Annotated in this window: 19 protein-coding genes and 1 pseudogene; 11 read left to right on the forward strand and 9 right to left on the reverse strand. The window is 68.1% G+C overall.

From position 1 onward, the window contains the following. Nucleotides 1-648, forward strand: a complete 648-nt coding sequence (locus tag FN821_RS12040; protein WP_131172876.1) for a hypothetical protein — start codon at nt 1-3, stop codon at nt 646-648. 1,222 nt (nt 649-1,870) lie between these two features. Then, nucleotides 1,871-2,068, forward strand: a complete 198-nt coding sequence (locus tag FN821_RS12045) for a DUF6933 domain-containing protein (protein WP_131172875.1) — start codon at nt 1,871-1,873, stop codon at nt 2,066-2,068. Nucleotides 2,069-2,075: 7 nt separating this feature from the next. On the opposite strand, the gene mobF is transcribed toward FN821_RS12045, so the two are convergent. The 8 genes from mobF to FN821_RS12085 all read right to left on the reverse strand — a co-directional run bounded on the left by mobF (nt 2,076) and on the right by FN821_RS12085 (nt 13,183). Further along, entirely contained in the window at nt 2,076-7,547 is a 5,472-nt protein-coding gene (gene mobF / locus FN821_RS12050; protein ID WP_206662113.1) for a MobF family relaxase, read from the reverse strand. 155 nt (nt 7,548-7,702) lie between these two features. Beyond that, nucleotides 7,703-9,163, reverse strand: a complete 1,461-nt coding sequence (locus FN821_RS12055; protein ID WP_165489366.1) for an alpha-L-rhamnosidase-related protein — start codon at nt 9,161-9,163, stop codon at nt 7,703-7,705. 24 nt (nt 9,164-9,187) lie between these two features. After that, the gene (locus FN821_RS12060; RefSeq protein WP_131172872.1) at nt 9,188-9,844 is read right to left on the reverse strand and encodes an alpha-L-rhamnosidase N-terminal domain-containing protein; all 657 of its coding nucleotides are present in this window, start codon (nt 9,842-9,844) and stop codon (nt 9,188-9,190) included. Between the two features lie 618 nt (nt 9,845-10,462). Next, on the reverse strand, nt 10,463-11,092 hold the full coding sequence (locus tag FN821_RS12065; RefSeq protein WP_131172871.1) for a peroxiredoxin family protein: 630 nt from the start codon (nt 11,090-11,092) through the stop codon (nt 10,463-10,465). A gap of 6 nt (nt 11,093-11,098) precedes the next feature. Continuing rightward, nucleotides 11,099-12,070: a cytochrome c biogenesis CcdA family protein gene (locus FN821_RS12070; RefSeq protein ID WP_131172870.1), complete on the reverse strand. Its 972-nt coding sequence runs from the start codon at nt 12,068-12,070 to the stop codon at nt 11,099-11,101. After that, the gene (locus FN821_RS12075) at nt 12,070-12,375 is read right to left on the reverse strand and encodes a glutaredoxin (RefSeq protein WP_131172869.1); all 306 of its coding nucleotides are present in this window, start codon (nt 12,373-12,375) and stop codon (nt 12,070-12,072) included. Before FN821_RS12075 ends, FN821_RS12070 begins: the two co-directional genes overlap by 1 nt. Nucleotides 12,376-12,471: 96 nt before the next feature. Next, complete coding sequence (locus FN821_RS12080) at nt 12,472-12,801, reverse strand: hypothetical protein (RefSeq protein WP_131172868.1); 330 nt, start codon at nt 12,799-12,801, stop codon at nt 12,472-12,474. Nucleotides 12,802-12,946: 145 nt separating this feature from the next. Next, nucleotides 12,947-13,183, reverse strand: coding sequence for an SHOCT domain-containing protein (locus FN821_RS12085; RefSeq protein ID WP_131172867.1), 237 nt, complete (start codon nt 13,181-13,183; stop codon nt 12,947-12,949). Between the two features lie 153 nt (nt 13,184-13,336). On the opposite strand from FN821_RS12085, the gene FN821_RS12090 reads away from it, so the two are divergent. The 3 genes from FN821_RS12090 to FN821_RS12100 all read left to right on the forward strand — a co-directional run bounded on the left by FN821_RS12090 (nt 13,337) and on the right by FN821_RS12100 (nt 18,433). Then, nucleotides 13,337-14,056 carry a response regulator transcription factor gene (locus FN821_RS12090; RefSeq protein WP_277751037.1) on the forward strand — a complete coding sequence of 240 codons (720 nt, stop codon included), beginning with the start codon at nt 13,337-13,339 and terminating at the stop codon, nt 14,054-14,056. Between the two features lie 23 nt (nt 14,057-14,079). Beyond that, a complete protein-coding gene (locus FN821_RS12095) occupies nt 14,080-15,198 on the forward strand; it encodes a sensor histidine kinase (protein ID WP_241660246.1) in 1,119 nt (372 codons plus the stop codon). 469 nt (nt 15,199-15,667) lie between these two features. Next, nucleotides 15,668-18,433 (forward strand): heavy metal translocating P-type ATPase, encoded by a 2,766-nt coding sequence (locus FN821_RS12100; protein ID WP_131172866.1) that lies wholly within the window; start codon nt 15,668-15,670, stop codon nt 18,431-18,433. An 80-nt stretch (nt 18,434-18,513) separates the two neighbouring features. Here the strand turns inward: FN821_RS12100 and FN821_RS14920 are convergent, their stop codons facing one another. Further along, nucleotides 18,514-18,642 carry a hypothetical protein gene (locus FN821_RS14920; RefSeq protein WP_277751036.1) on the reverse strand — a complete coding sequence of 43 codons (129 nt, stop codon included), beginning with the start codon at nt 18,640-18,642 and terminating at the stop codon, nt 18,514-18,516. Between the two features lie 75 nt (nt 18,643-18,717). On the opposite strand from FN821_RS14920, the gene FN821_RS14925 reads away from it, so the two are divergent. From FN821_RS14925 to FN821_RS14775, 6 genes and pseudogenes are all read left to right on the forward strand, one after another. Beyond that, nucleotides 18,718-18,846, forward strand: a complete 129-nt coding sequence (locus FN821_RS14925) for a hypothetical protein (protein WP_277751035.1) — start codon at nt 18,718-18,720, stop codon at nt 18,844-18,846. 16 nt (nt 18,847-18,862) lie between these two features. Continuing rightward, nucleotides 18,863-20,362 carry a multicopper oxidase family protein gene (locus FN821_RS12105; RefSeq protein WP_131172865.1) on the forward strand — a complete coding sequence of 500 codons (1,500 nt, stop codon included), beginning with the start codon at nt 18,863-18,865 and terminating at the stop codon, nt 20,360-20,362. A gap of 112 nt (nt 20,363-20,474) precedes the next feature. Further along, entirely contained in the window at nt 20,475-20,897 is a 423-nt protein-coding gene (locus FN821_RS12110) for an ArsR/SmtB family transcription factor (protein ID WP_206662115.1), read from the forward strand. Between the two features lie 8 nt (nt 20,898-20,905). Next, nucleotides 20,906-22,870, forward strand: a complete 1,965-nt coding sequence (locus FN821_RS12115) for a heavy metal translocating P-type ATPase (RefSeq protein WP_131172863.1) — start codon at nt 20,906-20,908, stop codon at nt 22,868-22,870. A gap of 177 nt (nt 22,871-23,047) precedes the next feature. Then, a pseudogene (locus FN821_RS15070) lies at nt 23,048-23,338 on the forward strand (cation efflux transmembrane domain-containing protein); the annotation flags it as partial. A 25-nt stretch (nt 23,339-23,363) separates the two neighbouring features. Then, the gene (locus FN821_RS14775) at nt 23,364-23,570 is read left to right on the forward strand and encodes a hypothetical protein (protein WP_241660245.1); all 207 of its coding nucleotides are present in this window, start codon (nt 23,364-23,366) and stop codon (nt 23,568-23,570) included. Nucleotides 23,571-23,574: the final 4 nt, after the last annotated feature.

Consider the following 23,574-nt stretch of genomic DNA (forward strand, 5'->3'; position numbering starts at 1 on the left):
ATGTCGGACGCCGACGCGCGAGTCCGCAGGGTGTTGGTGGAGCCGTTCCCGGGTCCGGGGCCGTTGGTGTCCCGGGCGTACTCGGATCTGTGGTTGACGCAGGCGGGGTCGGAGGAGGAGAAGAAGCGGCTCGGGTCGCCGGCGAATCTGCCGCACCCGTGGGACCCGCCCACCTGTACCGATCGGCGGCTGCGGTGGGAGCTGTGGCTGTGGTTGGACGCCGTCGCCGCCTGGGTGAACAGCGAGTACTGCTGGGAACCGTCCGGGACGCCGTTCATCCCGGTGTGTTGGCCGCAGCATCCGCACATCGTCCATGAACTCGCCGTGCTGGCCGACCAGCGCCGGCGGTGCAACCTGGCTGCCAACTCTGACCTGCTCGAGAACTGGCACCGCTACGTCCTGCCCGGGTTCCTCGACCGGATGCGCGAACGCCTCAACAACCACTGCGATGACCAACACCAACCCTGGCCCGCCCGAGGACGCCAAGCACTCTTCGTCGCCCGGGAAGCTGGGATCGCTAGGACGATGGCGTACGAGGACGACCTGCTGGCGCTGAGCTACGACGACGGAGCCCAGGAGTCCTTGCTGACCATCGACGTCGACGGAGTGGGGCCGGTGGCTGTTCAGACTGGCGAGTTGCTGGCCTGAGCGCTGGTCGGGGCTACCCTGCGTCTATCGATGGGGCGGGGGCAGCGGGTGAACTGGGAGCGGGTCATCGCCACGGTGCTGAATGGTCTGGCCCCGGTGGTGCCCCTGTTTGTGCTTCTGGCGCTGTTCATCATCGTGGTGAGTGGCACGATCCCGGGGCGTGGACCGGGCTGGCGTCAGCGCCGGGATCGATGGCGTGGCTTCAAGTACGGGGCTCGGGACGTGGTCATGTCCCGGGCCGGTCATCGCTGCGAAGGCGCGGCCTTCCTGGTCTGGGGACGCTGCCCTGAGCCCGCCACTGACGCCGATCACGTGTTCCCTTGGCTCCGTGGCGGACCCACCGTCCCGAGCAACGGCCAAGCGTTGTGCCGAGGGCATAACAAGCACAAAGGCGTGATGAGGCCACCGTGGTGGTACCTGCTGACCTTGGAGCACCGACGTCGCTCATACTTCCCGCCCGGCGTTGACGTGCGCGTGATGGCCCGGCCCGGACGATCCTGAACAAACGTCCCGATCGGGGGATTCGGATGTTGGTGGTGTAGGCGTCGTGGTCGGACAGCCGACGCCCACGCGTGTCCACCGCCACGATCCGGCACGCCCCTGACACGGCGATGTGGGCAGGGACGGCGATGTGGTCGATCGCGGACAGGCCGGGTTCGCGGTGCGGTGACTCCCGCGTCGCGACCGTCAGGTTGAGGCGCCTGGCGGCGTCCTCGATCGCTGCACGTCCAGCGAGACTGCCGACGTATTCGGGGCCGGTCAGCGCATGGTTCCAGTCACCACCCCACACGAGACCAGTGCTCGGAAGCCCGTTGATGATCTGGTCGATGGCGCGGATCGTCTTCTGAGCGGTGTTCCCCTCGCCCCACGGGGTCGTACCGCAAGCCCGCCACGGCAGGATGCTGCTGCACCACGTGAGTCCGAACGCGTCTGCGGCGGCGCTGGCTGGGTGCGGATCAGGACGGCCGATGAGTTCCCCGCGGCTGAGAATGGCGGCCCACCGCCTCCCCGGCGCCATCAGCTCGCCCGTCAAATGAATGGAGTAGCCGTCCAGATGCGTGACGTCGGGGACTTCGGTGAGGAGCCAGACGTCACAGTCCTGGTCCTCCATGAGGGCCGCTGAGCTTGGTTCCAGCGGCCCGCAAGGTTCCAGGTCCCGATACGCATCCGCCCACCCTGCCGCTCCTGCAAGGATGTCGTCGTCCAGGCAAGGATGGTGCCCGTGATCACCGTGCGAGCAATCCGCAAGCTCTTGCAGCGGCTGGGCCCACCGGTTGCGACGCCTGAGGCGTCCACGAATCGGCTGGGTGCTTGGTACGCGACGGTGCTGCCGTGGCGTCCGCAGCAGGTGGCGCTGTTCGTCAGCGAGCGCACCCTGCTCCCGGTGGTCCTGCCGCTTGCGCCGGCGGACACGATCTGACCTCGCGTCAGATGCGCTGAGGCCGTCGCAAGGGCGAGCGCCGGCGACTTCCCGGATCAGAGGCCTGTTCGCCTCGCCCGTTGTCCGTTGACGTGCGCTCGATCGGCGTACCACGTGGGCGTTCGCCGTCCCCGGTGAGCGCGCTGAGGTGGTGCAGCAGGGCGGGCCGAAGGACGTCCGTTGGCAGCCCGATGCGCTTGGCGAGGGCGTCCAGGTCTGCTTCCCAGTGTTCGGGTGGACGGGTGGCGATGACGGCGAGGGACTGGGCGGCCGCGTCCGGTGCGGGCCGACGGTCGAAGTAGTCATCGATCAGGGTCTGGGCTTGGCTGGGCGCCTCATCGAGTGTCGCCGTCAACTCGCTTGCGTGGCCAGCTGCGACTAGGTCGGCTGGGTCGGTGCCGTCGGGGAGTCGGGCTGCTCGGGGTTGGATGAGTTCGTGGGTGAGGGTCCAGAAGTCGCGTTTGGCGGCGGCACGTCCGGCGGGGTCGTTGTCGGTCGCGACGATCGGAGCCTCGTTGAACCCGCGTAGTTGGGCGGCTTGCTCGGTGCTCAATGAGGTTCCGAGCGGCGCGACACCGATGTAGCGGCCGCCGGTTGCCGTGGTGATGGCGATGGCGTCCATGGGTCCTTCCACCATCACCGGGACGGCGCCGGCGTCCAGATGGTCGTGGCCGACGACGTACAGCTGGGCTCGCTTGTGGAACAGCAGGGTGTCGGGGGTGTTGAGGTACTTCGGTCCGGCCTTCTCGTCGTCGGAGCGGTTCGGGTTGCGGCGTCCGACGAACCCAAGGACTTGTCCCTCATGGGTGATCGGGAAGACGACCCGGTCGCGGAATCGGTCGATGAGGCGTCCGGTCGACGCCTCTTTGGCGAGCCCGGCGGCGACCAGCTCGGCGTCAGTGACGCCGTGGTGGTGGAGGTGGTTGATGAGGGCGGTCCAGGTGTTGGGGGCGTAGCCGGGTCGGATGTCGGGGTGGCCGGTGAGGTCGGTGTGGGCGCGTCCGGTCAGGTAGGGCTGGGCCCAGGATCCGCGGTAGCAGTGCTCGTAGAACTGGGCCGCCAGCTCGTTGACGTGCGCGAGCCGCTCGGGGGTGTGGGGGCTGTCGAGCCAGGCGTAGGCCCGGTCGAGTTGGGCCAGGACGTCCGCCTCGGACGGCTCCGGCGGCTGCATCACCCGACGTAGCTGCGCTTCGAGGGTGAACGCCAGGTCGGTCGGCTCATCAGCTTGGACGCCGTGGGCGTCAGTTGGGCTCCCGGTTTGGACGCCGTCGGCGCCGCCGGTGACGGTCGCCGGCGTCCATGGCTCTTCGGTGTCTGGCAGCGGGTCGTAGGGGTCGTCGGGTTCCGCGAGGTCGACCGGGTAACGCTCGGGTGTCGGGATGGTTTCCCAGGTGGGGGCGGGTTCGGGTTCGTCGTCGGGGATGGGGGCGAGCAGCAGGTTGGTGCGCCAGACGAGGGCTTGAGCGTCATCGAAGTCGGGGTTGTCGATGGGGGTGATGAGTTGGTCGAGGCGCCAGCCGCGGGCGAGGGCGTTCTCGATGGTGGTGACGAGCGGCGGCCACCATTCGGACTGTTGAAGGGCGGCTGCGCGGGTGGGCCCGGTGAGCCGTTCGAGGTCGGGCAGCCAGTTCGTGAGGAGTTCTTGGTGGGCCGGCTGGAGGCGGGTGGCGACGGCGGGGTTGATGTGGCGGCTGATCCGCCACCACAACGCAGCGGCCGGGTGATGATCGGGTAGCTCACCTTCGTTGATCGCGGAGCGGAGCAGTCCGGCGGCGTCCAGGCGGGCGGAGGAGACTTGGGCGAGCCGGTGCGCGAGGACCGGCACGAACGGATCCCCGCCGGTAGCGGGCGCCAGGGCGGTGATGGTCGGTGTCCATTCGGCAGCGGCCGGGGCGAGGTGGTCGACGACACGTTGGTCGAGCTGGACCTGATGACGGCGCTCAGCAGGGGTGTGTTGCCGGTCTCCGGTGGGGCGGGTGTCGTGGTCGGGGATGGCGTGGGCGGCCCGCCAGACGGCGACGTCGCCGATGGTGCCCTGGTCGGGTGGGGTGATGCTGTTCGGTAGCCATCCCGGACGCTCAAGGCTGGTGATCGCGGCGACGCGGACTTGGTCGGCGAGGGTGGTGACGAGGTCATGGCGGCGTTGCAGGTAGCCGGCCCAATCGGGATGCCGGGTGAGGCTGGTCGGGATGCCGGGCAGCCACGGCAACGGTCCAGCGGTACTAGCGAGGCGTCCGATCGGGTTGAGCCGCCACACGAGGACCGCGGCGGGGTCGGCGGCGTCCGCGAGGGATCCCTCGGCCACGGCCGCTTGGAGTGCGGTGACGGGGTTGATGCCGTGGGTGGCGTCGAGGATGAGGTGGGCGCGCAGGGTGGGCCAGGCGGGGGCGTCGGTGAGGTTCGGCACGAGCTGGTCGGCGAGGGTCTCGAGGGCGTGCAGCTGCTGAGGAGGCAGGGTTGTTTCGGCGGCGTGGTGGACGGCGTCGGTGTATCTCGCGGTGGCGTCGGCGAGCCGGACGGCCGGGTCGGCGAGGGTGCGGCTGGTGCTGGTGGCGGAGGTGGGCTGTTCGTCGCGGGCCAGGATGGCTTCGAGGAGGTCGGTCGCGGTCGGCGGCAGGACCGCTTCGGGCTTGATCAGGGTGTGGGGGTCGCCGTCGCCGACGACTTGCAGGTGGGCGTGGTTGGCGAGGCGGCCGCGGGTGAGCATCGTGTACAGCTGCTGCCGGGTTTCGGTGCCGGTGAGGACGCCGTGCATGGTGTCGGCGGTGACGCCTTGGGCGGTGTGGATCGTGCACGCATACCCCAGGTCGACCGACTGGGCGACGTAGTCGGTGGGCAGCATGATCGGGTGTCCGGTGCGCTGGTGGACAGCCCGCACTGCGCCGGTGGGGGTGATGTGGGTGATGTGCCAGCGGTCGCCGTTCTTGACCCAGTCGCGTGCGGTGGTGGCGAGGCGGCGGTTGTTGGTGCGGGTGATGATCACGTCCCCGACACCCGCGGTGTTGCCGTCGGCGAGCGACACGGTCGGGCCGGCGGGGTGGTTGCGGTGCAGGTGAGCTTGGGCGCGTTGGTTGAGGTCTGCGACGAGGTCGCGGGTGGGGGCGAGCATGAGGGCGTCGAGTCCGGCTTCCCGGTCGGTGGCCCAGGCGTGGAAGACGTTGCTGATACAGGTGGTTTCGTCGCCGACGTGGATGCGTTGCTGGTCGAGGTAGAACCCGAGCGCGGACGGGTCACCATCCCGCAGTGCGAGGCTGGCGGCGGCTTCGGCGGGGTCGACGAACCGGACCAGCTCGTCGAGGCGCAGGGCCCCGTGAGTGGTGTCGATGTCGCGTAGGACGCCACCGGCGCCGATCGCCGCCAACTGCTGGGTATCGCCGATCAGCCTCACAGAGCCGCCGCGGTCGAGGACGAACTCGACCACCCGATCCAGCGTGAGAGTGTCGGCCATCCCGGCCTCGTCGATGATCACCAAGGTTCTCGGGTCGATGCTCTGGGCCCAGTCCGGCAGGGGGCGTCCGGTGGCCAGCGCGTGGGTGAGCAGGGCGAGGGTGTCGGCCTGGTGGCCGATCTGCTCGCCGAGTTGGGCGGCTGCGGACGCCGACGGTGCGAGCCCAATCACGGTGCCGCCGCCGGACTGCCACGCCTGCGCGAGCGTGGCCATGGCAGTGGTCTTGCCGGCTCCGGCGGGGGCGATCGCCAACTGCACGAGGCGTCCGGACGTTCCCATCGCCCGTACCAGGGCGGCCTGCCCGGCGTTCAACGGCGTCCGATTCGCCTCAGCCTCCAACAAGGCAACGTCAACGACGGCGTCCGAAACCACGTGCCCACCGACTCGACCGGCGGCGTCGACGAGCCGTTGCTCCGCGGCAAGGATCCGGGTCGAGGTGTGCCAGGTCGCCCCGGCCACCGTGTAGACCGACTGCCCGTCCAGGCGGCGCAGCTGAGGTGGTTCGACGATTCCGTCGGCGGGTGCCGCCAGGGGGGTCGAGGCGCGGGTGAGGACGACGTGGACGAGGCGTCCCACGACCTGCTCGACCCGGGCCGGTGGGATCGCGGCCTGGCGGACGACCCGGAGGGCTTCGGCGCGGACGTGCCAGTCCTGCCACGTCGACCGCGACCCCTCCACGGTGGCGATGATCCGAGCCGCTTCCCGGCGCACCCAACGCCTGGAGGTCCGCACCGGACGCTGGCGTCCCTGCGCCAACACGGTGGCGAGCATCCGCTCCACCCCGCCGGCGCCGAGGACGGCGTCCGCCTCGAACCGCCACGCCCGACGCTGCTCGGCCAGCGACCGAGGCGAATGCTTGCTCGGGCGAGTCTCGAGGGTGGCCTGCTGCGCCAACACCGACGCCTCGACCGCGGTCGGAGGGCGTCCGAACTGGGACTGAAACCGTTCGGCCAACTCACCCTGGCGGTCCTCGATGACGGCTCGCCGCGCGGACCAGCGGGCCGTCAGCGCCGGCTCCACGCCCACGATCTCCCGAACGGGTCGCTTCCGGGCATCGGGTTGGGAACGTTCCTCGAAACGTACCCCCAGCCCCTCGGCGAGGTGCCCTTCCAAGGCGGTGTTGTACACCTCAGAGGCGGCGACCATCGCCTTGAACAACATGCGCCCGTCGATTGCCAACCAACGCCCATCCAGGGTCTGCACCTTGTTCGCCACCGCCACATGCGTGTGCAGGTCGGGGTCACCAGCCCGCGAGTCGCGGTGGGTGAACGCGGTCCCGACCAGGCCGGTCACATCCACCTGACGGACGCCGTTGCGTCCCGTCCGGGTGAACAACACCCGGGCCTCGATGAACCGCAGGGCGTCCGCGACCGCCGCGTTGTGGGCTCGCTCCACCCTGGCCGCCGTCGGCAGGTCTGCCAACGCCCACACCGTCGAGACGGACTTGACCGGCGAGAACGTCAGATCGAATCCGGCCACCGCAGTCGTCTGCGGACGCGACAGCGTCGCCAGATGGCCGTGCAGTTCGCGGGCGTCCCGCGGTGGGCGCCCGTTCAAAGCGGTGAAGGAGGCCGCCGCGAGCTCGCTGCGAATCCGAGCCCGCACCTCGGCCGGGACCGGCCGATCCCACGGCAGCCCGCGATCGGAGTTGTAGGCGGCGAACGCCTTCGCCACCGCCACCTGGAACTCGGGCACATCATGCTCGAACACCTTGAACGGCGCTCCCAACCGCACCGCGAACCGCCGATCAGCCTCCGACGCGTCACGAGGCAGGGCTGCCAGGCGATCGTCGGCCAACGGGTGCTCACCAGCGCCGAACAAGCGCCGCATCTGCTCAGCCGACACCGGATCGCCGACGGCCAACCCGTCGATGCCAGCCAGGCCGGAGCCCACCCAGACGCCGGGAGACTCGCCCTTCTGCTCGTAATACGAGGCGAGACCGGTGTGGCCCTTCTCCGAGGAGTCCATGGCAGCGACCTGCCGGGTCAGGTAGTCATACCCCACCCCAGCCGTGATCTTGTGCAGACTCATCACGACTGCCTACCGGCGCAACAGCCCTCCTCCCGGGCGCCCAACCAGGGGGAACGTTCCGCTGATGCAGAAGGTGTGCGTGACTTCTCAGCCGTTGGTCAGGGGCAGACGTCTATGCGGCCGGGCAAACGAGGATGAACGACGAATGCATCCAACTAAGCCCTTTGGCATCCAGCTGGACTGGACAGGCGAACCTGAGTCCGGGGAGCGTCAAGGTCGGCGCTGATTGGCACGAAGCGGACCGTGGTCCAGGTACTCGTCGAGGTCAAGATCCAACCGCCTCTCGGGTGGTGAGGCTCGTCATTGCGCCTGGCATTTGACCCGGACGCATGTTGGCCTGGCTTGAGCGCGAGCGAGTCGCCTTCCAGGTTGACCAGAGCCGACGCGCCGTCCGGGACCGTAACGTCGAGTTGCCAGCCACCAGGACCCCTTTCCCAGATGACTGCCGCTCGGCCAAGCGGCGTTTGGTGGCTGATTCGGGCACTCGTGACACGGTCATCCTTGAGTGGCGCTACAACGAAGGACCGCCAGCCGGGCTGGGTCAGGCGCAGGCCACCAACGCGCTGCTGAATCCAGGAATCTACCGACCCAAGGAAGTAGTGGTTGCGAGAGCGGGCATCGGCGTCCCAAGTCTCCAGCAGGGTTCGCTCTCCGTCGCTGAACCATTGCCCCCAGCCCGGTCGGGTCGGGTTGGTGAGAATCGTCAGCGCTAGGTCATCTCTTCCGGCGTCGGTGAGAACGTCGACAAGATGCCGGGCGCCGAGGGCACCACAGACCAGGTGGCCAGCGGTCCTGAGCTCGATGTCGTCGGTGACGATCTTGCGAACCGACGCGATCCACTCGGGCGGGACGGCACCAAACGCCAACGGCAAGATGTTCAGGCTCTGTCGGTAGCCGACGCCCTCGACGGCGTAGTGCTCCGAATGGGGGTCGAAGTACTGGCTGTGGTAGCGCCTGCCGATCCGTGCGGCGGCGTCGCGATAAGAGCTAGCGTCCTCCTCCAACTCCTCGAGGATCTGTGCGGTGTGTTGAAGCGCGGTGATGGTCATGAGGGTGCCGATCGGCGTCATGCCCTCCGGCGGGACCATGTACCCCGGGGCGAGCCAGTCTCCCCAGGTGCGTCCAGTCCAGAGGTCGTCGCGTAGGTGGCTGAGCAAGTCATCGGCGTACCGGCGAGCCATGGGCGCGTAACGCTCAAGGGTCGCGATCTCGCCGTATTCGCGGTACAGGTACCACGGGATAAGCACGGCCGACGAGGACCAAGCCGGGCCGGATTCCGTTGACCATCCGGGCGTCGGGATGATCTGTGGGATGGCGCCCGTGGCAGTCTGGGCGCCCACATGGTCGTCCATCCACTTGCCGAACGACGCTCGCAGATCGAAGCGGTGTAGCAGGGCTGCGGTGGCGAGGTGGGCGTCGGCTGTCCACCCGTTCTTCTCGTAGATGGGAGTGTCGGTGGGGACGCCATGGAGGTTGTTCCGGAACGTGGCGGGCAACGCCGCGTCGACCCACTCGACGACTGGGTTGCTGCACTGAAATGCGCCGACTTCTTCGAGTGGGGTGTAGATCGGGACCGCCCTGACCTTGCTCACGGACGCTTCACCGGTGACAGTCACTTGGATCCATCGGAAGCCGCGGTATCAGAAGCGCGCCTCCCAGTTGAACTGCTCGTGGGCTGCAGCGAAGTGGAGTGAGTCTCTCTGGCCCGGGCCCGCGACCAGGACGTTGTCACAGATCACGCTCCCATCGGCGGCCCGTTGCTCGCCGCTGACCACCTCCACGGCTGCGCCTGGCCCGCCGACCGCCTGACACGTGAGTCGACCCGTGATGACGTCGCCGAAGTCGTAGACAGTGCGCCCCGCGCCCTGTGGGGAGGCCGTGACGGGCGCTATCGATGCCATCCGTTCCGGCGCCGGGTGAGTCGCGCGGCGGAGCTCGCCCGCGGGAGCGGCGACGACGGTCGCGGGCCGCCATTCGGGTGCCCCGCCATCGACGATCCACCGTTCACCCTGGAAGAACTTCTCTACGACCGGTCCGGCGGCGGCGTGCCAGCTGTTGTCCGTCTGGATGTGCGTGTGGGAGTCGTCAGCCAGAGTCATCTCGAGCCGCAACAACGCCATCGGCTCCCGGTGCCATGTGGCGACGCTCCAGCCCCAGGTATCACCCCCACGGGCGGCGAAGCGATCTCGTCCGGCTTCGATCACGATCGAGTTGGATCCAATGCACAGTAGATGGGCTACTGTCCGCAGGGTTCCTGCTCGGTGCGCAGGGTTCCTGCTAGGTGCGCAGAACCCTATTCACTCGCGTCAACAGCGGCGCTGTTTCGCCCGTCGGGCGACGGACGTCACGCCGAACGCCCACGTGTTGAAACGCTTCACACGTAGTGAGCGTCAGGCATCGCGCCAACCCAGCTGCCGACCGCCTGGAATGCAGCCGTTCCGGAGGCCCTAGTTCTGCGCAGACTGTCCGGCCTCGCCGGCAACCCTTTGGGTCTGGTGTAGGTCTGGAGGAACACTCTCGCCGACGAAGCGGCCCCGAACATCTGCGTATAAGACGTTGTCGCGACGTGAGCCGCACGGGGCGAATGCGAGATTCGAATTCCGCCCACAAGGTGGCTCATCACAGTCGGGGGTGTATCGGCGGCCGGGTTCTGACCGGCGCGTCGGGTGACGTGACAGGTGGCGTAAATTCGAGACGCTCAGTCCGCTGGAGACCGTGAAGGCTGCCATCGATCTCTACGACGCCGAACTCCAAGCTCTCAATGAAGAGCCGTCTTCGACGCCGATCTGGCTCTCGTGGTGGCACGTCCACCCTGACCGTCGCCGAGTACCAGGCGTTGTCAGGATGACAACGACGTGCGGCCCGCCGCAGTGCTGATCGTGGACGCCGCTAGTTGAGGCGGCGTCCACGTCGGCTCAGAGGCGGCTCTTGACCTCGTTCAGTAGCGTCGCCGGATCGAGCCACATGGAGGGGTAGTTGCCCTGCCAGCGTTGGACGCCGTTGGCGTCGATCAGGACGAAGCCGTGGCCGGGGAGATCCGCGTGCATGCCCTTGCCCAGGGTGCCGTAGGCCTTGGAGACGGTGCCGTCGTCGAGGAGGTAGGGGGTCTTGACCCCGAACCGGTCTAGGTCGGGCTTGATCTGGGCGGCCGTGTTCATCACGATCGGCAGCACCACGATGCCTGCCTGGGCGAAGCCGGGGTTCTTCTCGATTCCGGCCATCTGTTGGGTGCAGGCGCCGCAGCCGGCTCCCTCGTTGAAGTAGAGGATGACGGGTTTGCCCCGGTAGTCGGCCAGGGACACTGAGGTGCCTGCGGTGGTCTTCAGGGTGAAGGCTGGGGCCTGGCTGGACCCGCTGACGTTCGTTGGTTGCGCGCTCCATAGGCCGAATACCACCAGTCCGACGGCCACGATCGCGGCGGCCACCGAGGCGACGCGGGTCACCGAGCGACGCTGTGCCTGACGGGCGGAGTCACCAGCGATCGTCTGTTGGAGTTCCCGGCGAGCGTTGTGCTGCTGCTCAGCGTGATGCTGCTTCGTGGACATGGGTGCTCAGTTCCTAGCGTGGTCATGGTCGGGCGTTTGGGTGTGGCATGCGTGCTCCCGGTCCGGGAGGGCCGGTAGCTCCTCCGGGTCGGGGGCGGGGGCTTCGAGTTGGGGCCGTGGCCGGTCGCGGAGCGTGTACCAGACGAACGCGCCGGCAAGGGCGAGCAGGCCGACGCCGAGGACGGGTTCGGGGACGGGGGCGAGCCAGGCGAGGGTGGCTCGGGCGAACTCGGTGAGGCCCTGCCCGGCTGCCTGCTGGAACCAGTTGCCGGGGCCGGTCATGGTCGTGGCGCCGGCCAGCGAGATGACGCCGATCCCCATCGCGGTGAACGCGACCGCGACCAGGAGGTTCACCGTGTTGGTGTGCAGGACGAGCCGCCCGGCCCGGAGTGTGACGGGTCTCGCTCGGAGCCAGCGGCGTTGGTTGAGTTTCGCTGCGTCCCAGAGGAGGGCCATCGCCAGCAGCGGCAGCACCATGCCGAACACGAAGGCTAGGCCGAGGAGGAGTCCTCCGAAGGGGTTCCCTGCCAGGGCGGACAGGGTCATGACGCCGACGAGGACGGGGGCGCAGCAACTGGACGCGATGCCCGAGAAGACGCCCAGGCTGAAGAACGTGCCGGAGTCGGCGCGGGTGGCGTCCGGGGCGCGAAGGACCGAGGGCATCGCCCACATGCGGCCCGTGAGCGCGAGGAGACCGAGGGCGATCATCAGCAGTCCGCCGGCCCAGTACAGGGGGGCGTGGTACTTGGCGATCGCGCCAGCGATCAGGCTGACCCCCAGCGTGATGGGCACGAGGACGAGCGCGAGACCGGAGGCGAACACGAAGGTCAGCGGCAGGAGCCGCCATCGGTTGTTCTTGACGGCGGCGGCGAGATAGGACGGCGCGAGGAAGACGATGCAGCAAGGAGCGAACAACGCGACCATTCCGGCGAAGAAGGCCGCCAGGACGCTGCCGGTGCCGAGAAGCTCGGTGCCCATCAGCCGACCCTCTCCACGCTCAGTGCCTTGTCCAGCTTGCGGCGGGACAGCCGTCCGACGCTGAAGTACCGGCCGTCGACGAGGACGAGGGGGAACATGGTGGGGCGGTGCGCCGACAGCAGCGTCCGGCCCCGCTCGGATTCGGCCTGCACGACCTCGACGTCGACCTGGCCGAGCGTGGAGCGGCGGATTAGCTCCGTGACGGCGTCCTCGCAGAGGTGGCACGCGGTCGTCACGACGACGGTCACCTCTGGTGCTGCCAGGTCGGAGGTCACGACGGGTGCGGTTTGAGGGGAGAAGTTCACACCGTCAACGGTGCAACGTCGCCATGTGGTGGCCCTCAAGGCCCGATCAAGATTCGGTGTCCTCGTTGGCTCAGCGGTGGGCATCCCGATCGCGGGTCAGTGACGGTGCCCGGATGTCCCCGACCCGTGGTTCATGAACAGCATCATCACGCCCATCATGGCCATGCAGCCGAGGGCGTAGAGGATGGCCCCGCCCCCGACGGCGCCGGTCAGAACGAGGTAGGCGATGATGGCGACCATGGGCAGGCACATCAGCCAGTGCATCCAGCCGTGGGCCTTCGTCGGGGTCGTGCCGGTGTGCGCCTGTCCTGGGGTGGGCTCGGCGGAGCCGGCCCGGAGCGGGGGTGTCGAGTCGTACGGCTTGAACTCCTGCGGTGCGCCGAACTCGGTCCCGGGGGTGCGTTGAAGCCTTGCATTGGTGTCCATGGGGATTCCTTCCCGTTGTCCTGCTCTGTTGCTCTCAGCGTGCCGGGTGTTGATGATCCCTCAGCATCGGAGCGGTCAAGATGGCGTCAAGCCTGCGAGGCGACCATCGAGTCCGTGTGGCTAGCCATCATGGTCACGTGGGGCCCTAGACCTGGGTGGGCAGGTTGTCCACCAGGTCGCGGATGCGCCAGTACTCGTCGACGGTGATCTCCCCTTGTGCGAGCCGTTCTTTCAGTCCCCACATCGGGTCGGCGGCTCGTGCGCTGCTGGCCTCCTGTCGGATCACCAACGCCCGCAGGGTCCAGAACACGATCGCCCAGAACGCTCCTGTGCTGGCGAACACCAGCACCCACGTCACGACATTGATGGAAGCCGACGTCATCGAGCCACTCCCTCCCTGGTACGACCTCGTGACCAAGACTGTGAGCCACTATTCCCGTGCGTCCCGTGGCGAAGACGTTTAGGTTTGGTCAAGAAGCGAGGGTGCGCAGGCACACGTGGCCCCCGGGCGGTGCGTGGGTTGGACACTGTGTAGGTGAGCGATTCAACAACGGGTGCGGTTGTGCGGGTGCTGGTGGTCGACGACGAGTTGGCCTTGGCGGGGATGGTGGCCGCCTACCTGTCCCGCGACGGTTTCGACACGCTGCTGGCTCACACGGGTCCGGACGCCGTGGCCTCGGCCCGGGAGAACCGCCCTGACGTGGTCGTTCTCGACCTGGGCCTCCCTGGGATGGACGGCATCGAGGTGTGCCGTCAGATCCGCACCTTCAGCGACTGCTACATCATCATGGTGACCGCCCGCAACGACGAGGTCGACACCCTCATCGGCCTGTCGGTCGGGGCCGACGACTACGTGACGAAACCCTTCGGCGTCCGCGAACTACTCGCGAGGATCAAGACCCTCCAACGGCGTCCACGAGGCGGCCTGGGAGCCGCCACCCAAGCCGAAGAGCCCCCGCGGGTGTTCGGCGATCTGCGGGTCGACCCGGCGGGGCGCGAGGTTCACGTCGCCGGAGTCCAGATCGAGCTGACCCCGACCGAGTTCGACATCCTGGCCACCTTGGCGGCCCGGCCCAAGCTCGCGTTCTCCCGCCGCCAGATCCTCGACACTGTCTGGGGTCCCAACTGGACGGGGGATGACCACGTGGTGGACGTCCACATCGCCCATCTGCGGCAGAAACTGGGCGACGACCCCGCCGCCCCCCGCTACGTTCGGACGGTGCGCGGCGTCGGCTACCGGATGGGGCACGGATGACCGTGGCCCGGCGCGAATCGTGGGTGGGAACCCGGACACTGTGGGTCCAAGAGACCCTCGCGGGACGCCTGATGCTCGGTCAGACCATCGTCCTGCTCGCGAGCGTCCTCACGGCCGGGCTTGTCGCATCGATCGTCGGGCCGCCGATCTTCCACGGACACCTCACCGAAAGCGGTCACGCCGAAAACTCGCCCGAGTTGGCCCACATCGAGTTGGCCTACCAGCAGGCGAGCGCGGTGGCGCTGGGCGTGGCCCTGTTCACCTCGCTGGCCTGCGCGATCGTCGTTACGTGGTTCGTCAGCCGCCGACTGCGTCAGCCCCTGGACGAGTTGACGGACGCCGCCCGCGAACTGTCCCGCGGCCACTACGCCCGCCGCGTACCGACGATGGGCGGCGGGACCGAGTTGGAAACCCTCGGCGCCGCGTTCAACACGATGGCCAGCCGACTCGAGGACATCGAGAACACCCGTCGACGGCTGTTGTCGGATCTCGCGCACGAACTGCGAACTCCGATCGCCACCCTCGCCCTTTACCACGAGGGGCTGTTCGACGGGATCACCGACCTCGGCGTCGACACGCAAACGGTTCTCACCTCCCAAACAGCCCGGCTGACCCGGCTCGCCGACGACATCGACGACGTCTCGCGGGCCGAGGAAGGCCGGCTCAGCCTCGAGCGGGCGTCGTGTCTCGTCGGCGATCTCCTGCTCCGAAGCGCGGAAGCCGCGCGCGGCCGCTATCAGGACAAGGGCGTCGACCTCACCCTGGACCTCGGCGAGACCGACGGCTTGAGCGTCAACGTCGACCCCAACCGGATCGGACAAGTGCTGGGCAACCTTCTGGCCAACTCGCTTCGCCACACGCCCCCCGGCGGGCACGTCACCATCTCGGGGCGCCCGCAGCCGCAGGGGGCCGTGATCACCGTGGCCGATGATGGCGACGGCATTCCGGCCGATCAACTGACCCATGTTTTCGAACGCTTCTACCGCGGCGACACGGCGCGTAGCCGGGAGAGTTCCGGATCCGGGATCGGGCTCACGATCAGCAAAGCCATCGTCGATGCCCATGGGGGAACGATCGGCGTCGTCAGCGACGGTTCCGGCCGGGGCGCCGTCTTCAACATCGTCCTGCCTCGGGCTGCGTGACGCAGCGCCGACACAGCAGGTCCAGCTTCCTCGGTCTACTTCGAGATGGACTTCAGCGGGTCCGACGCCTGTCCATCCTTGAACGGGCTGAAGTGGAGGTGACAGGCGGTCGATAGACCCGTCGAGCTGACGGTTCCGACTGCGGACGCCACCGGCGCACCGCTGGTGGGCGGTGGCGTCGGCGGACGCGGCGTGAGCGCCGCCCAAGGCGATCACGATCGCGACGAGCGCACCTCCCTCAGTTCGGGACTTCGACATGAATCTCCTACGACTCGGTGCCGACTGACTTAGTCATCACCACTAGAACGCTCGGTCGGCTCCGGTGAACCGCAACCTTCGCGGAACCTTGAGGGCCTCTTGACCGCGCCCGCGGCGTACCGCCAATTCCGCGCTTGCGTTACCGCGCGAGCGGCCTACGCTGGGCCTCACCGATACCCCCCAGGGGTATCTCCGAACGAGTGGGTGAACGATGCAGTGGTTGGTGGTCGTGGGTGCGATCGCGCTGACGGTGGGCCTGGGCTGGTTCTTCTTCGGGCCCCGGCGCACGGGACGGGTCGAACTGGTGGACGGCGTCCAGGTCGTGCAGGTGACGGTTGACGGGGGCTACAACCCCGACGTGATCGACGGCGTGCGCGCCGGCGTGCCGCTGAGGATCCTGTTCGACCGCCGGGAGAGCGGTGAGTGCACCTCGCGGGTCGTCATGCCGGACTTCAAGGTCAACGCGGCCCTGCCCGCCTTCAAGACGACCGCGGTCGAGTTCGTGCCTGCCGTCGCCGGCGAGTACCGGTTCGCGTGCGGGATGAACATGGTCTCCGGGGTGATCCGTGTCAACGGGAGTGCTTCGGCCGAGGCCGGCCCACCGCTTCCCGCGCTCGCGGACGCCAGCGGTGCGGCCCAAGCGGGGGTCGGGGGGACGCCGCCGGCCGCCGCTGACGGCGAGGAGGTCGAGCGGGCGGCCGAGATCCGCGACCTGACCCGTCGTCTCGTGGTGGGAGCGGTGTTGTCTGCGCCGGTGCTGGTGACGGTGATGGCCGCCGAGCTGTTCCGGGCGACTTGGGTGCCCGAGTTCTGGATGAACCCGTGGCTGCAACTGGCTCTGGTCGCGCCCGTGATGTTCTACACAGGTTGGCCGATCCACCGAACGGGCTGGAAGGCGTTGACTCACCGGACTGCCGACATGAACTCCCTGATCACGCTCGGCACCTCGGCCGCGTTCGCCTACAGCCTGGTGGTCACCGCCTTGCCCTGGCTCCTGCCGGACGCCCTCCGTCACGTCTACTACGAGGCCGTCGGGGTCATCCTCACCCTCATCCTGCTCGGGCGGCTCCTCGAAACGAAGGCGAAGGCCGGCACGGGCGAGGCGATCCGAGCCTTGATCGGGCTACAGCCCCGGACGGCCCGCATCGAGCGGGACGGCAACGAGCTCGAGATCGGCGTCGACGACGTCCGCGTGGGCGACATTGTCGTGATCCGGCCCGGCGAGAAGCTGCCGGTCGACGGGGAGATCGTCGGCGGGTCCTCGTCGGTGGACGAGTCGATGGTGACAGGCGAATCGATGCCGGTGACCAAGAAGGTCGGCGACGCCGTGATCGGCGCGACGATCAACGGCACGGGCGCCCTGCGCTACCGGGCCAAGAAGGTCGGCGCCGACACGATGTTGGCCCAAATCATCAAGCTAGTGCGCGAGGCCCAGGGCTCGAAGGCGCCGATCCAGCGGCTCGCCGACCGGGTGTCCGGCTACTTCGTGCCCGCCGTGATCGTGATCGCGGTGTGGACCTTCGCGGCGTGGACCCTGTTCGGTCCGCCGCCGGTGTTCATCTTCGCGCTCGTGGCGGCCGTCTCGGTGCTGATCATCGCCTGCCCCTGCGCGCTGGGGCTGGCGACCCCGATGTCGATCACCGTGGGCACCGGTAAAGGGGCCGCGTACGGCATCCTGATCCGCTCGGCCGAGGCCCTCGAGACCGCGCACAAACTGGACGCCATCATCCTGGACAAGACCGGGACGATCACCCGCGGCGTCCCGGCCCTCACCGACGTCATGCCGACCGGCGGTATCGACGAAGGCCCTTTCCTGGCGACCGTCGCCGCCGTCGAGCGAGCCTCCGAGCACCCCCTCGCGACCGCCATCGTGACCGGTGCGTCCCAGCGCGGCCTCACCCTCCCCTCCGTGGCCGCCTTCGACTCGGTCACCGGGCAGGGCGTCCGCGCCACGGTCGACGGCCACGTCGTCCTGGTCGGCAACCGCCGACTCCTGGAGGCCAACGGCGTGGACGTCGCGCCGCTGCTCGCCGCCCATGACTGGCTTGCCGGCCAGGGCAAGACCCCGATGCTCGTCGCCATCGGCGACCGGCCAGCGGGCGTCCTCGGCGTGGCCGACACCCTCAAGGACGGTTCCGCCGCCGCCGTGGCCGCCCTGACCGACCGCGGCATCGAGGTCATCATGATGACCGGCGACAACCGCGCCACTGCGGCCGCGATCGCCGCCCAAGTCGGGATCCGCCGCGTCGTCGCCGAGGTCCTCCCCGAACACAAGGCCGCCGAGGTCCGCCGCCTGCAGGCCGAGGGCAAGATCGTCGGCATGGTCGGCGACGGCATCAACGACGCCCCCGCACTGGCCCAGGCTGACGTGGGCTCCGCGATCGGCACCGGAACCGACGTCGCCATCGAGTCCTCCGACATCACCCTGATCTCCGGAGCCCTGTCGGGGATCGTCACCGCGGTCGACCTCTCCCGGGCCACCATGCGCAACATCAAGCAGAACCTGGCCTTCGCGTTCCTTTACAACACCCTCGGAATTCCGATCGCCGCCGGTGTCCTGTACCCGGCGTTCGGGATCACCCTCAGCCCGATCATCGCCGCTGGCGCTATGGCCCTGTCGTCACTGTCGGTCGTCATCAACGCCAACCGTCTGCGTCGATTCGCCCCGCACCCCCTCCCGGACGCCGACCGGGCCGCGACCGCCCCACCGGTGGTCGAGATCGGCGGGAGCACGCAGTCCGATCACCACAGCCAAGGGAAGGAAACCCCCATGATCAGCCTGTTCGGCAAGAAGCCCGCCCCTACGAGGGTCGTGGACCCCATCTGCGGCATGAAGATCGACCCCGCCACGGCGGCTGCCACCCGTGAGCACGACGGCGCCACCTTCCACTTCTGCTCCAAGGGCTGCGCCGCGACCTTCGACGTCGACCCACACCGTTACGGCCATGGCGAATCTCGCTTAGATCACCGCCACTAAGCGCGACTAGGCACTGCCACCCGTCGGGCGCCGGCCTTGGTCTTGGGCGGGCCGACCCTGCGGTCCGCCGGGCAGGAATCTCACCGATCGCGCGACACGCAGCTGCCGGACGAGAGCGTGACGACCTTGCGTCGCAGCTCGGCCACCTCGCCGTAGCGCAGCGCGCACCACGTCGCGAGCAGCACCGAGAGTCCGAAGCGTGTGGGCATCGCCTCCACGATGGCGTCCAGTTCTGCTAGGGACGCCGGTTCGATCTCGTGCTTGCGGCGTGCGACTCCGGCGGGATGCAGGACGGCGTGGTTCCGGTCGACGCTGCGACATTCGCCACGGTCAAGGCTCAGACGTTCAAGCTCAGCCTGCCCGCCGCCTTCAGCGAATCTTCATCGATCATGGGGCAAAAACCACACGAGTGACCTTCACGATAGAGCGGTGAACCACTTGTCGCGCCGTACCCTGCTCGTCGGAGGTCTAGGCCTCGCCACCACGGGAGCCCTAGCCGGCTGTTCCGTCACTACGCCCCCTACGCCCGGCACGCCGTCGCCGGTGGTGCTGCCCACCCCGACAGCGGCCACCCCCACGGCAGGGCAACGTGTGACGACGGCCACCCTGACCCCCGCCGCCCGCACCTACGACCTCGGGGGCGTCACCGCGTCCAGTTGGGGCTACAGCGATCAGCTGGGCCAGCCCCTATTCCGGGCCACCGCAGGCGACCTAGTCCGGGTCACGGTGGACAACCGATTGCCCGAATCAACCAGCGTCCACTGGCACGGCGTCCGGCTTGCCAACGCCGCCGACGGCGTCCCCGGCATCACGCAGCAGCCGATCGAACCGGGACAGCAGTACCGCTACGAGTTCACCGCGCCCGACCCCGGCACCTACTTCTTCCACCCGCACTCGGGCGTCCAGATCGACCGCGGCCTCTACGCGCCCCTGATCATCGACGACCCCCGCGAACCGGGCGCCTACGACGCCGAGTGGATCGTCGTGCTCGACGACTGGACCGACGGCGTCGGAAAGAGCCCCGACGACATCCTCGCCGCGTTCAAGGCCCAACACGGCACTGTCAGTTCCGGCATGAACCCCGGCGGCATGATGGGCAGCGGCGGCATGGGGGGCATGGGACACGGCTCGATGGGCTCACCGTTGGGCGACGCAGGCGACATCGACTACCCGCACTACCTCATCAACGGACGCGCCTCCACGGCCCCGGCGACCTTCTCAGGCAAGCCTGGCCAGCGCGTCCGGATGAGGTTCGTCAACGCAGCCGCCGACACGATCTTCCGGGTGGCGCTCGGGGGCCACCTGTTCACCATCACCCACACCGACGGATACCCGACGAAGCCCACGCAGGCCCGCTCGTTCTACATCGCGATGGGTGAACGCTACGACGTCACGGTCACCCTCGCCGACGGCGTGTTCCCCCTGGTCGCCCGCCCCGAAGGCAAGAACGGCACCGCATGGGCGATCGTGAAGACCGGCTCCGGCACCACTCCGACACCCGGCGTCCTGGTGCCAGAACTCGACAATCCGCTCGATTCCCGTCAACTGTCGGCTGACACCTCAGCCTTGCTGCCCAACCGCGAACCGGACGCCGTCGTCGACGTGCAACTCAACGGCCAGATGCAGCCCTACGCCTGGGGTATCAATGGCAAAGTCTTCGGCCAAGACACCCCGATCACGGTCAAAGCTGGCCAACGAGTGCGTCTCCGGATGTCGAACATGACGATGATGTCGCACCCCATGCACCTGCACGGCCACACCTGGGGACTGCCCAGCAACGGAGGCCTACGGAAAGACACCGTCCTAGTGATGCCGATGCAGACCGTGACCGCCGACCTCCAAGCCGACAATCCGGGCGTGTGGATGTACCACTGCCACAACATCTACCACGCTGAACTCGGCATGATGACGACCCTGCGCTACAACTAATCGGGCACGTGCGCGCCGCTCGGTCAAAGACCGACCATCGCCATCAGCAGACCCCTTGTCCGGGATGAGGTTTGGAAGAGCAGCTCTACGTCGATAGCATCGTTATATGACGATGATATCGGATGATCGCGCTGCGTCTGGGTCTGTGAGTGTTGAGGGCGGCCTCACGGTCGCTGCTGCGTTGTTCCATGGGTTGTCGGAACCGACTCGGTTGGCGATCTTGCAGCACTTGACGGTGGGTGAGCGTCGTGTGCGGGACCTGACAGAACACCTGGGGTTGGCGCAGTCGACGGTGAGCGCGCACCTGGGGTGTCTACGGGAGTGCGGTTTGGTGTCGTCGCGTCCGGACGGGCGGGCGTCGCTGTTCTCGCTAGTCGCCAGCCCGGAGCTGCTGGACGTTCTGGCCGCGGCGGAGCGGCTCCTTGCGACGACCGGGAACAGGGTTGCGCTGTGTCCCAATTACGGCGTCGGCACCGTGGGGAATTCCGAACCTGAGGACTTGAGATCCCATCGGAGCGAGAAGAGCGAACTGTGAGGACGCCGATGACGCGTGGGGATGAGTTGGATCCGGAGGTCCCTTTGGACGTCGATGCCCCCGGCGAGGATGACGATGATGATGATGATCATCTGTGGCAGGTCAAAGAATTCCAGCTGGGTGTTCTAGCAGCGGTGTTGCTCCTCGCGGGGTTCGTCATGGGCCGGGGTGGTCAGCCGGGCTGGGAGCTGGGGCTGAGCATCGCTGCGCTGATTGCCGGTGGGGTGACGTTCGTGCCGGAGGCGTTCACGAAGCTCGTCAAGGGCAAGATCGGCGTCGACCTGTTGATGACGATCGGCGCTGTGGGCGCGACGGTCTTGGGGCATGTCGAGGAGGCGGCGACGTTGGCCTTCTTGTACTCGCTGAGTGAGGGTCTGGAGGAGTACTCGGTGGCCAAGACCCGCAAGGGGTTGCGGGCTCTGCTTGATCTGGTTCCGCGCGAGACTATCGTGCGACGCGGTGACAGCGAGCTTGTGGTCGAATCCGACGAGCTGGTGGTCGGGGACCTGATGCTGGTCAAGCCGGGCGAGCGGTTGGCGACCGACGGGATCATCCGGGCTGGCCGCACGGCCTTGGACCTGTCGGCGATCACTGGCGAGTCGATGCCGGTCGAGGTGGGCCCGGGCAGTGAGGTCTTCGCCGGCGCGATCAACGGCACCGGCGCCCTGGAGGTCGAGGTCACCACGACCGCGGAGTACAACTCGCTGGCCCGGATCGTCCATATCGTCGAGACCGAGCAGTCCCGCAAGGGTGCCACGCAGCGGCTGGCGGACAGGATCGCCAAGCCGCTGGTACCGGCCATCATGATCGCCGCGGTCCTGGTCGCGGTCCTGGGCTCTGTCTTCGGGGACCCCGGGGTGTGGGTGTTACGAGCCCTCGTGATGGTGGTCGCGGCCTCCCCGTGTGCGCTGGCGATCTCGGTACCGGTGACCGTCGTGACCTCCATTGGTGCTGCCAGCAAGTACGGTGTCCTGGTCAAGGGCGGCGCCGCACTGGAGACGCTGGGCAAGGTCCGCACCATCGCCTTGGACAAGACCGGCACTCTGACCCGCAACCAGCCGATTGTCATCGACGTCGCCACCGTCCCGGACCGTACCCGCGACGAAGTGGTGGCCCTGGCGGCAGCCCTGGAGGCGCGCAGCGAGCACCCGCTAGCCCGCGCCATCCTCGCAGCCGCCTCGTCGGTACCCGTGGCTCACGACGTAGCAGCGGTGACTGGTGCCGGTCTTTCGGGCACGGTCCACGGACGGCAGATCCGGTTGGGCCGACCTGGCTGGATCGACCCTGGCCCGGTGGCCGAGCCGGTCACCCAGATGCAGGCTGGGGGTGCGACCGCTGTCGTGGTCGAGGTGGACGGACACGTCATCGGCGCGATCGCCGTCCGTGACGAGTTACGCCACGAGGCCGTGGAGGTCGTGGCCTACCTTCGGCACCAGGGCTACACGGTCGTGATGCTGACCGGCGACAACCCGGCCACGGCACAGGCGCTCGCCCGTGCGGTCGGCATCGACGAGGTCCATGCGGACCTTCGCCCCGAGGACAAGTCGCTGAAGATCCGTAGCCTGCGAGATTCCGGGCGCGTGACCGCCATGGTCGGCGACGGCGTCAACGACGCTCCCGCCCTCGCCACCGCAGACCTCGGCGTGGCGATGGGTGCCATGGGCGCCGACGTAGCCATCGAGACCGCCGACGTGGCCCTGATGGGCGACGACCTGCGACTCCTGCCGGGAGCGTTCGCACACGCCCGCCGCACCCGAGCGATCATGATGCAGAACGTGGTGCTGTCGCTGGTCCTGATCGGGATCCTCATCCCCCTCGCGTTCGCCGGCGTCCTCGGCCTCGCCGCAGTGGTTCTCGTCCACGAACTCGCCGAGGTCTTCGTCATCGCCAACGGCGTCCGCGCCGGCCGGGCCACCGATCTACGTGTCGTCACCAGCCCAGCCCGACCCGTCCTGGCAGAGGCGGCAGCATGAGCACTGCTCACGACCACAACCACGATGGGCACGCGCACGGACCCGGATCGGAAGCGCAGGCTCCCCGCACCAGCGCCCGCTGGCCATCGCTTTCGCCCTTACCGCGTCTCATGCCATCGTGGAGGTCGTCGCCGGCCTCGCCACAGGGTCCCTCGCGCTGATCAGCGACCCGCCCACATGGGGGCCGACGTCCTGGGCCTCGGGATGGCGCTAGCCGCTATCCAACTGGCGAAACGTCCGGCAGCCGGAGGACGGCCATACGGCACCTACCGCCTCGAGGTCATGGCCGCCGTGATTAACGGGGTACTGCTGTTCGGCGTCGGGTTCTACGTGCTCTACGAGGCAGTGCAGCGCTCCCGGAACCCACCTGAGGTCGCCGGAATGCCGATGCTGGTGGTCGCCTCGATCGGGCTCGTCATCAACATCATCTCTTTCAAGCTTCTAACAGCCGGGTCCAAAGAGAGCTTGAACCTCAAAGGGCGCCTACCTCGAGGTGCTCCGCCATGCTCGGCTCTATCGGGTCATCGTCGGCGCGATCAACCTCACGCTCACGGGATTCCGCTTCATCGACGCGATCGTCGCGGTCGCGATCGGGCTGCTCATCCTGCCCCGCACTTGGAACCTGATGCGCCAGGCCCTGCGGATCCTCATGGAGGTCGCACCCCCGGGATCGACGTCGACAAGGCAACGGCAGAGCTAGCCGC

It is taken from the genome of Propioniciclava tarda (genome assembly GCF_900182665.1).
In the GTDB taxonomy this organism is placed as follows: domain Bacteria; phylum Actinomycetota; class Actinomycetes; order Propionibacteriales; family Propionibacteriaceae; genus Propioniciclava; species Propioniciclava tarda.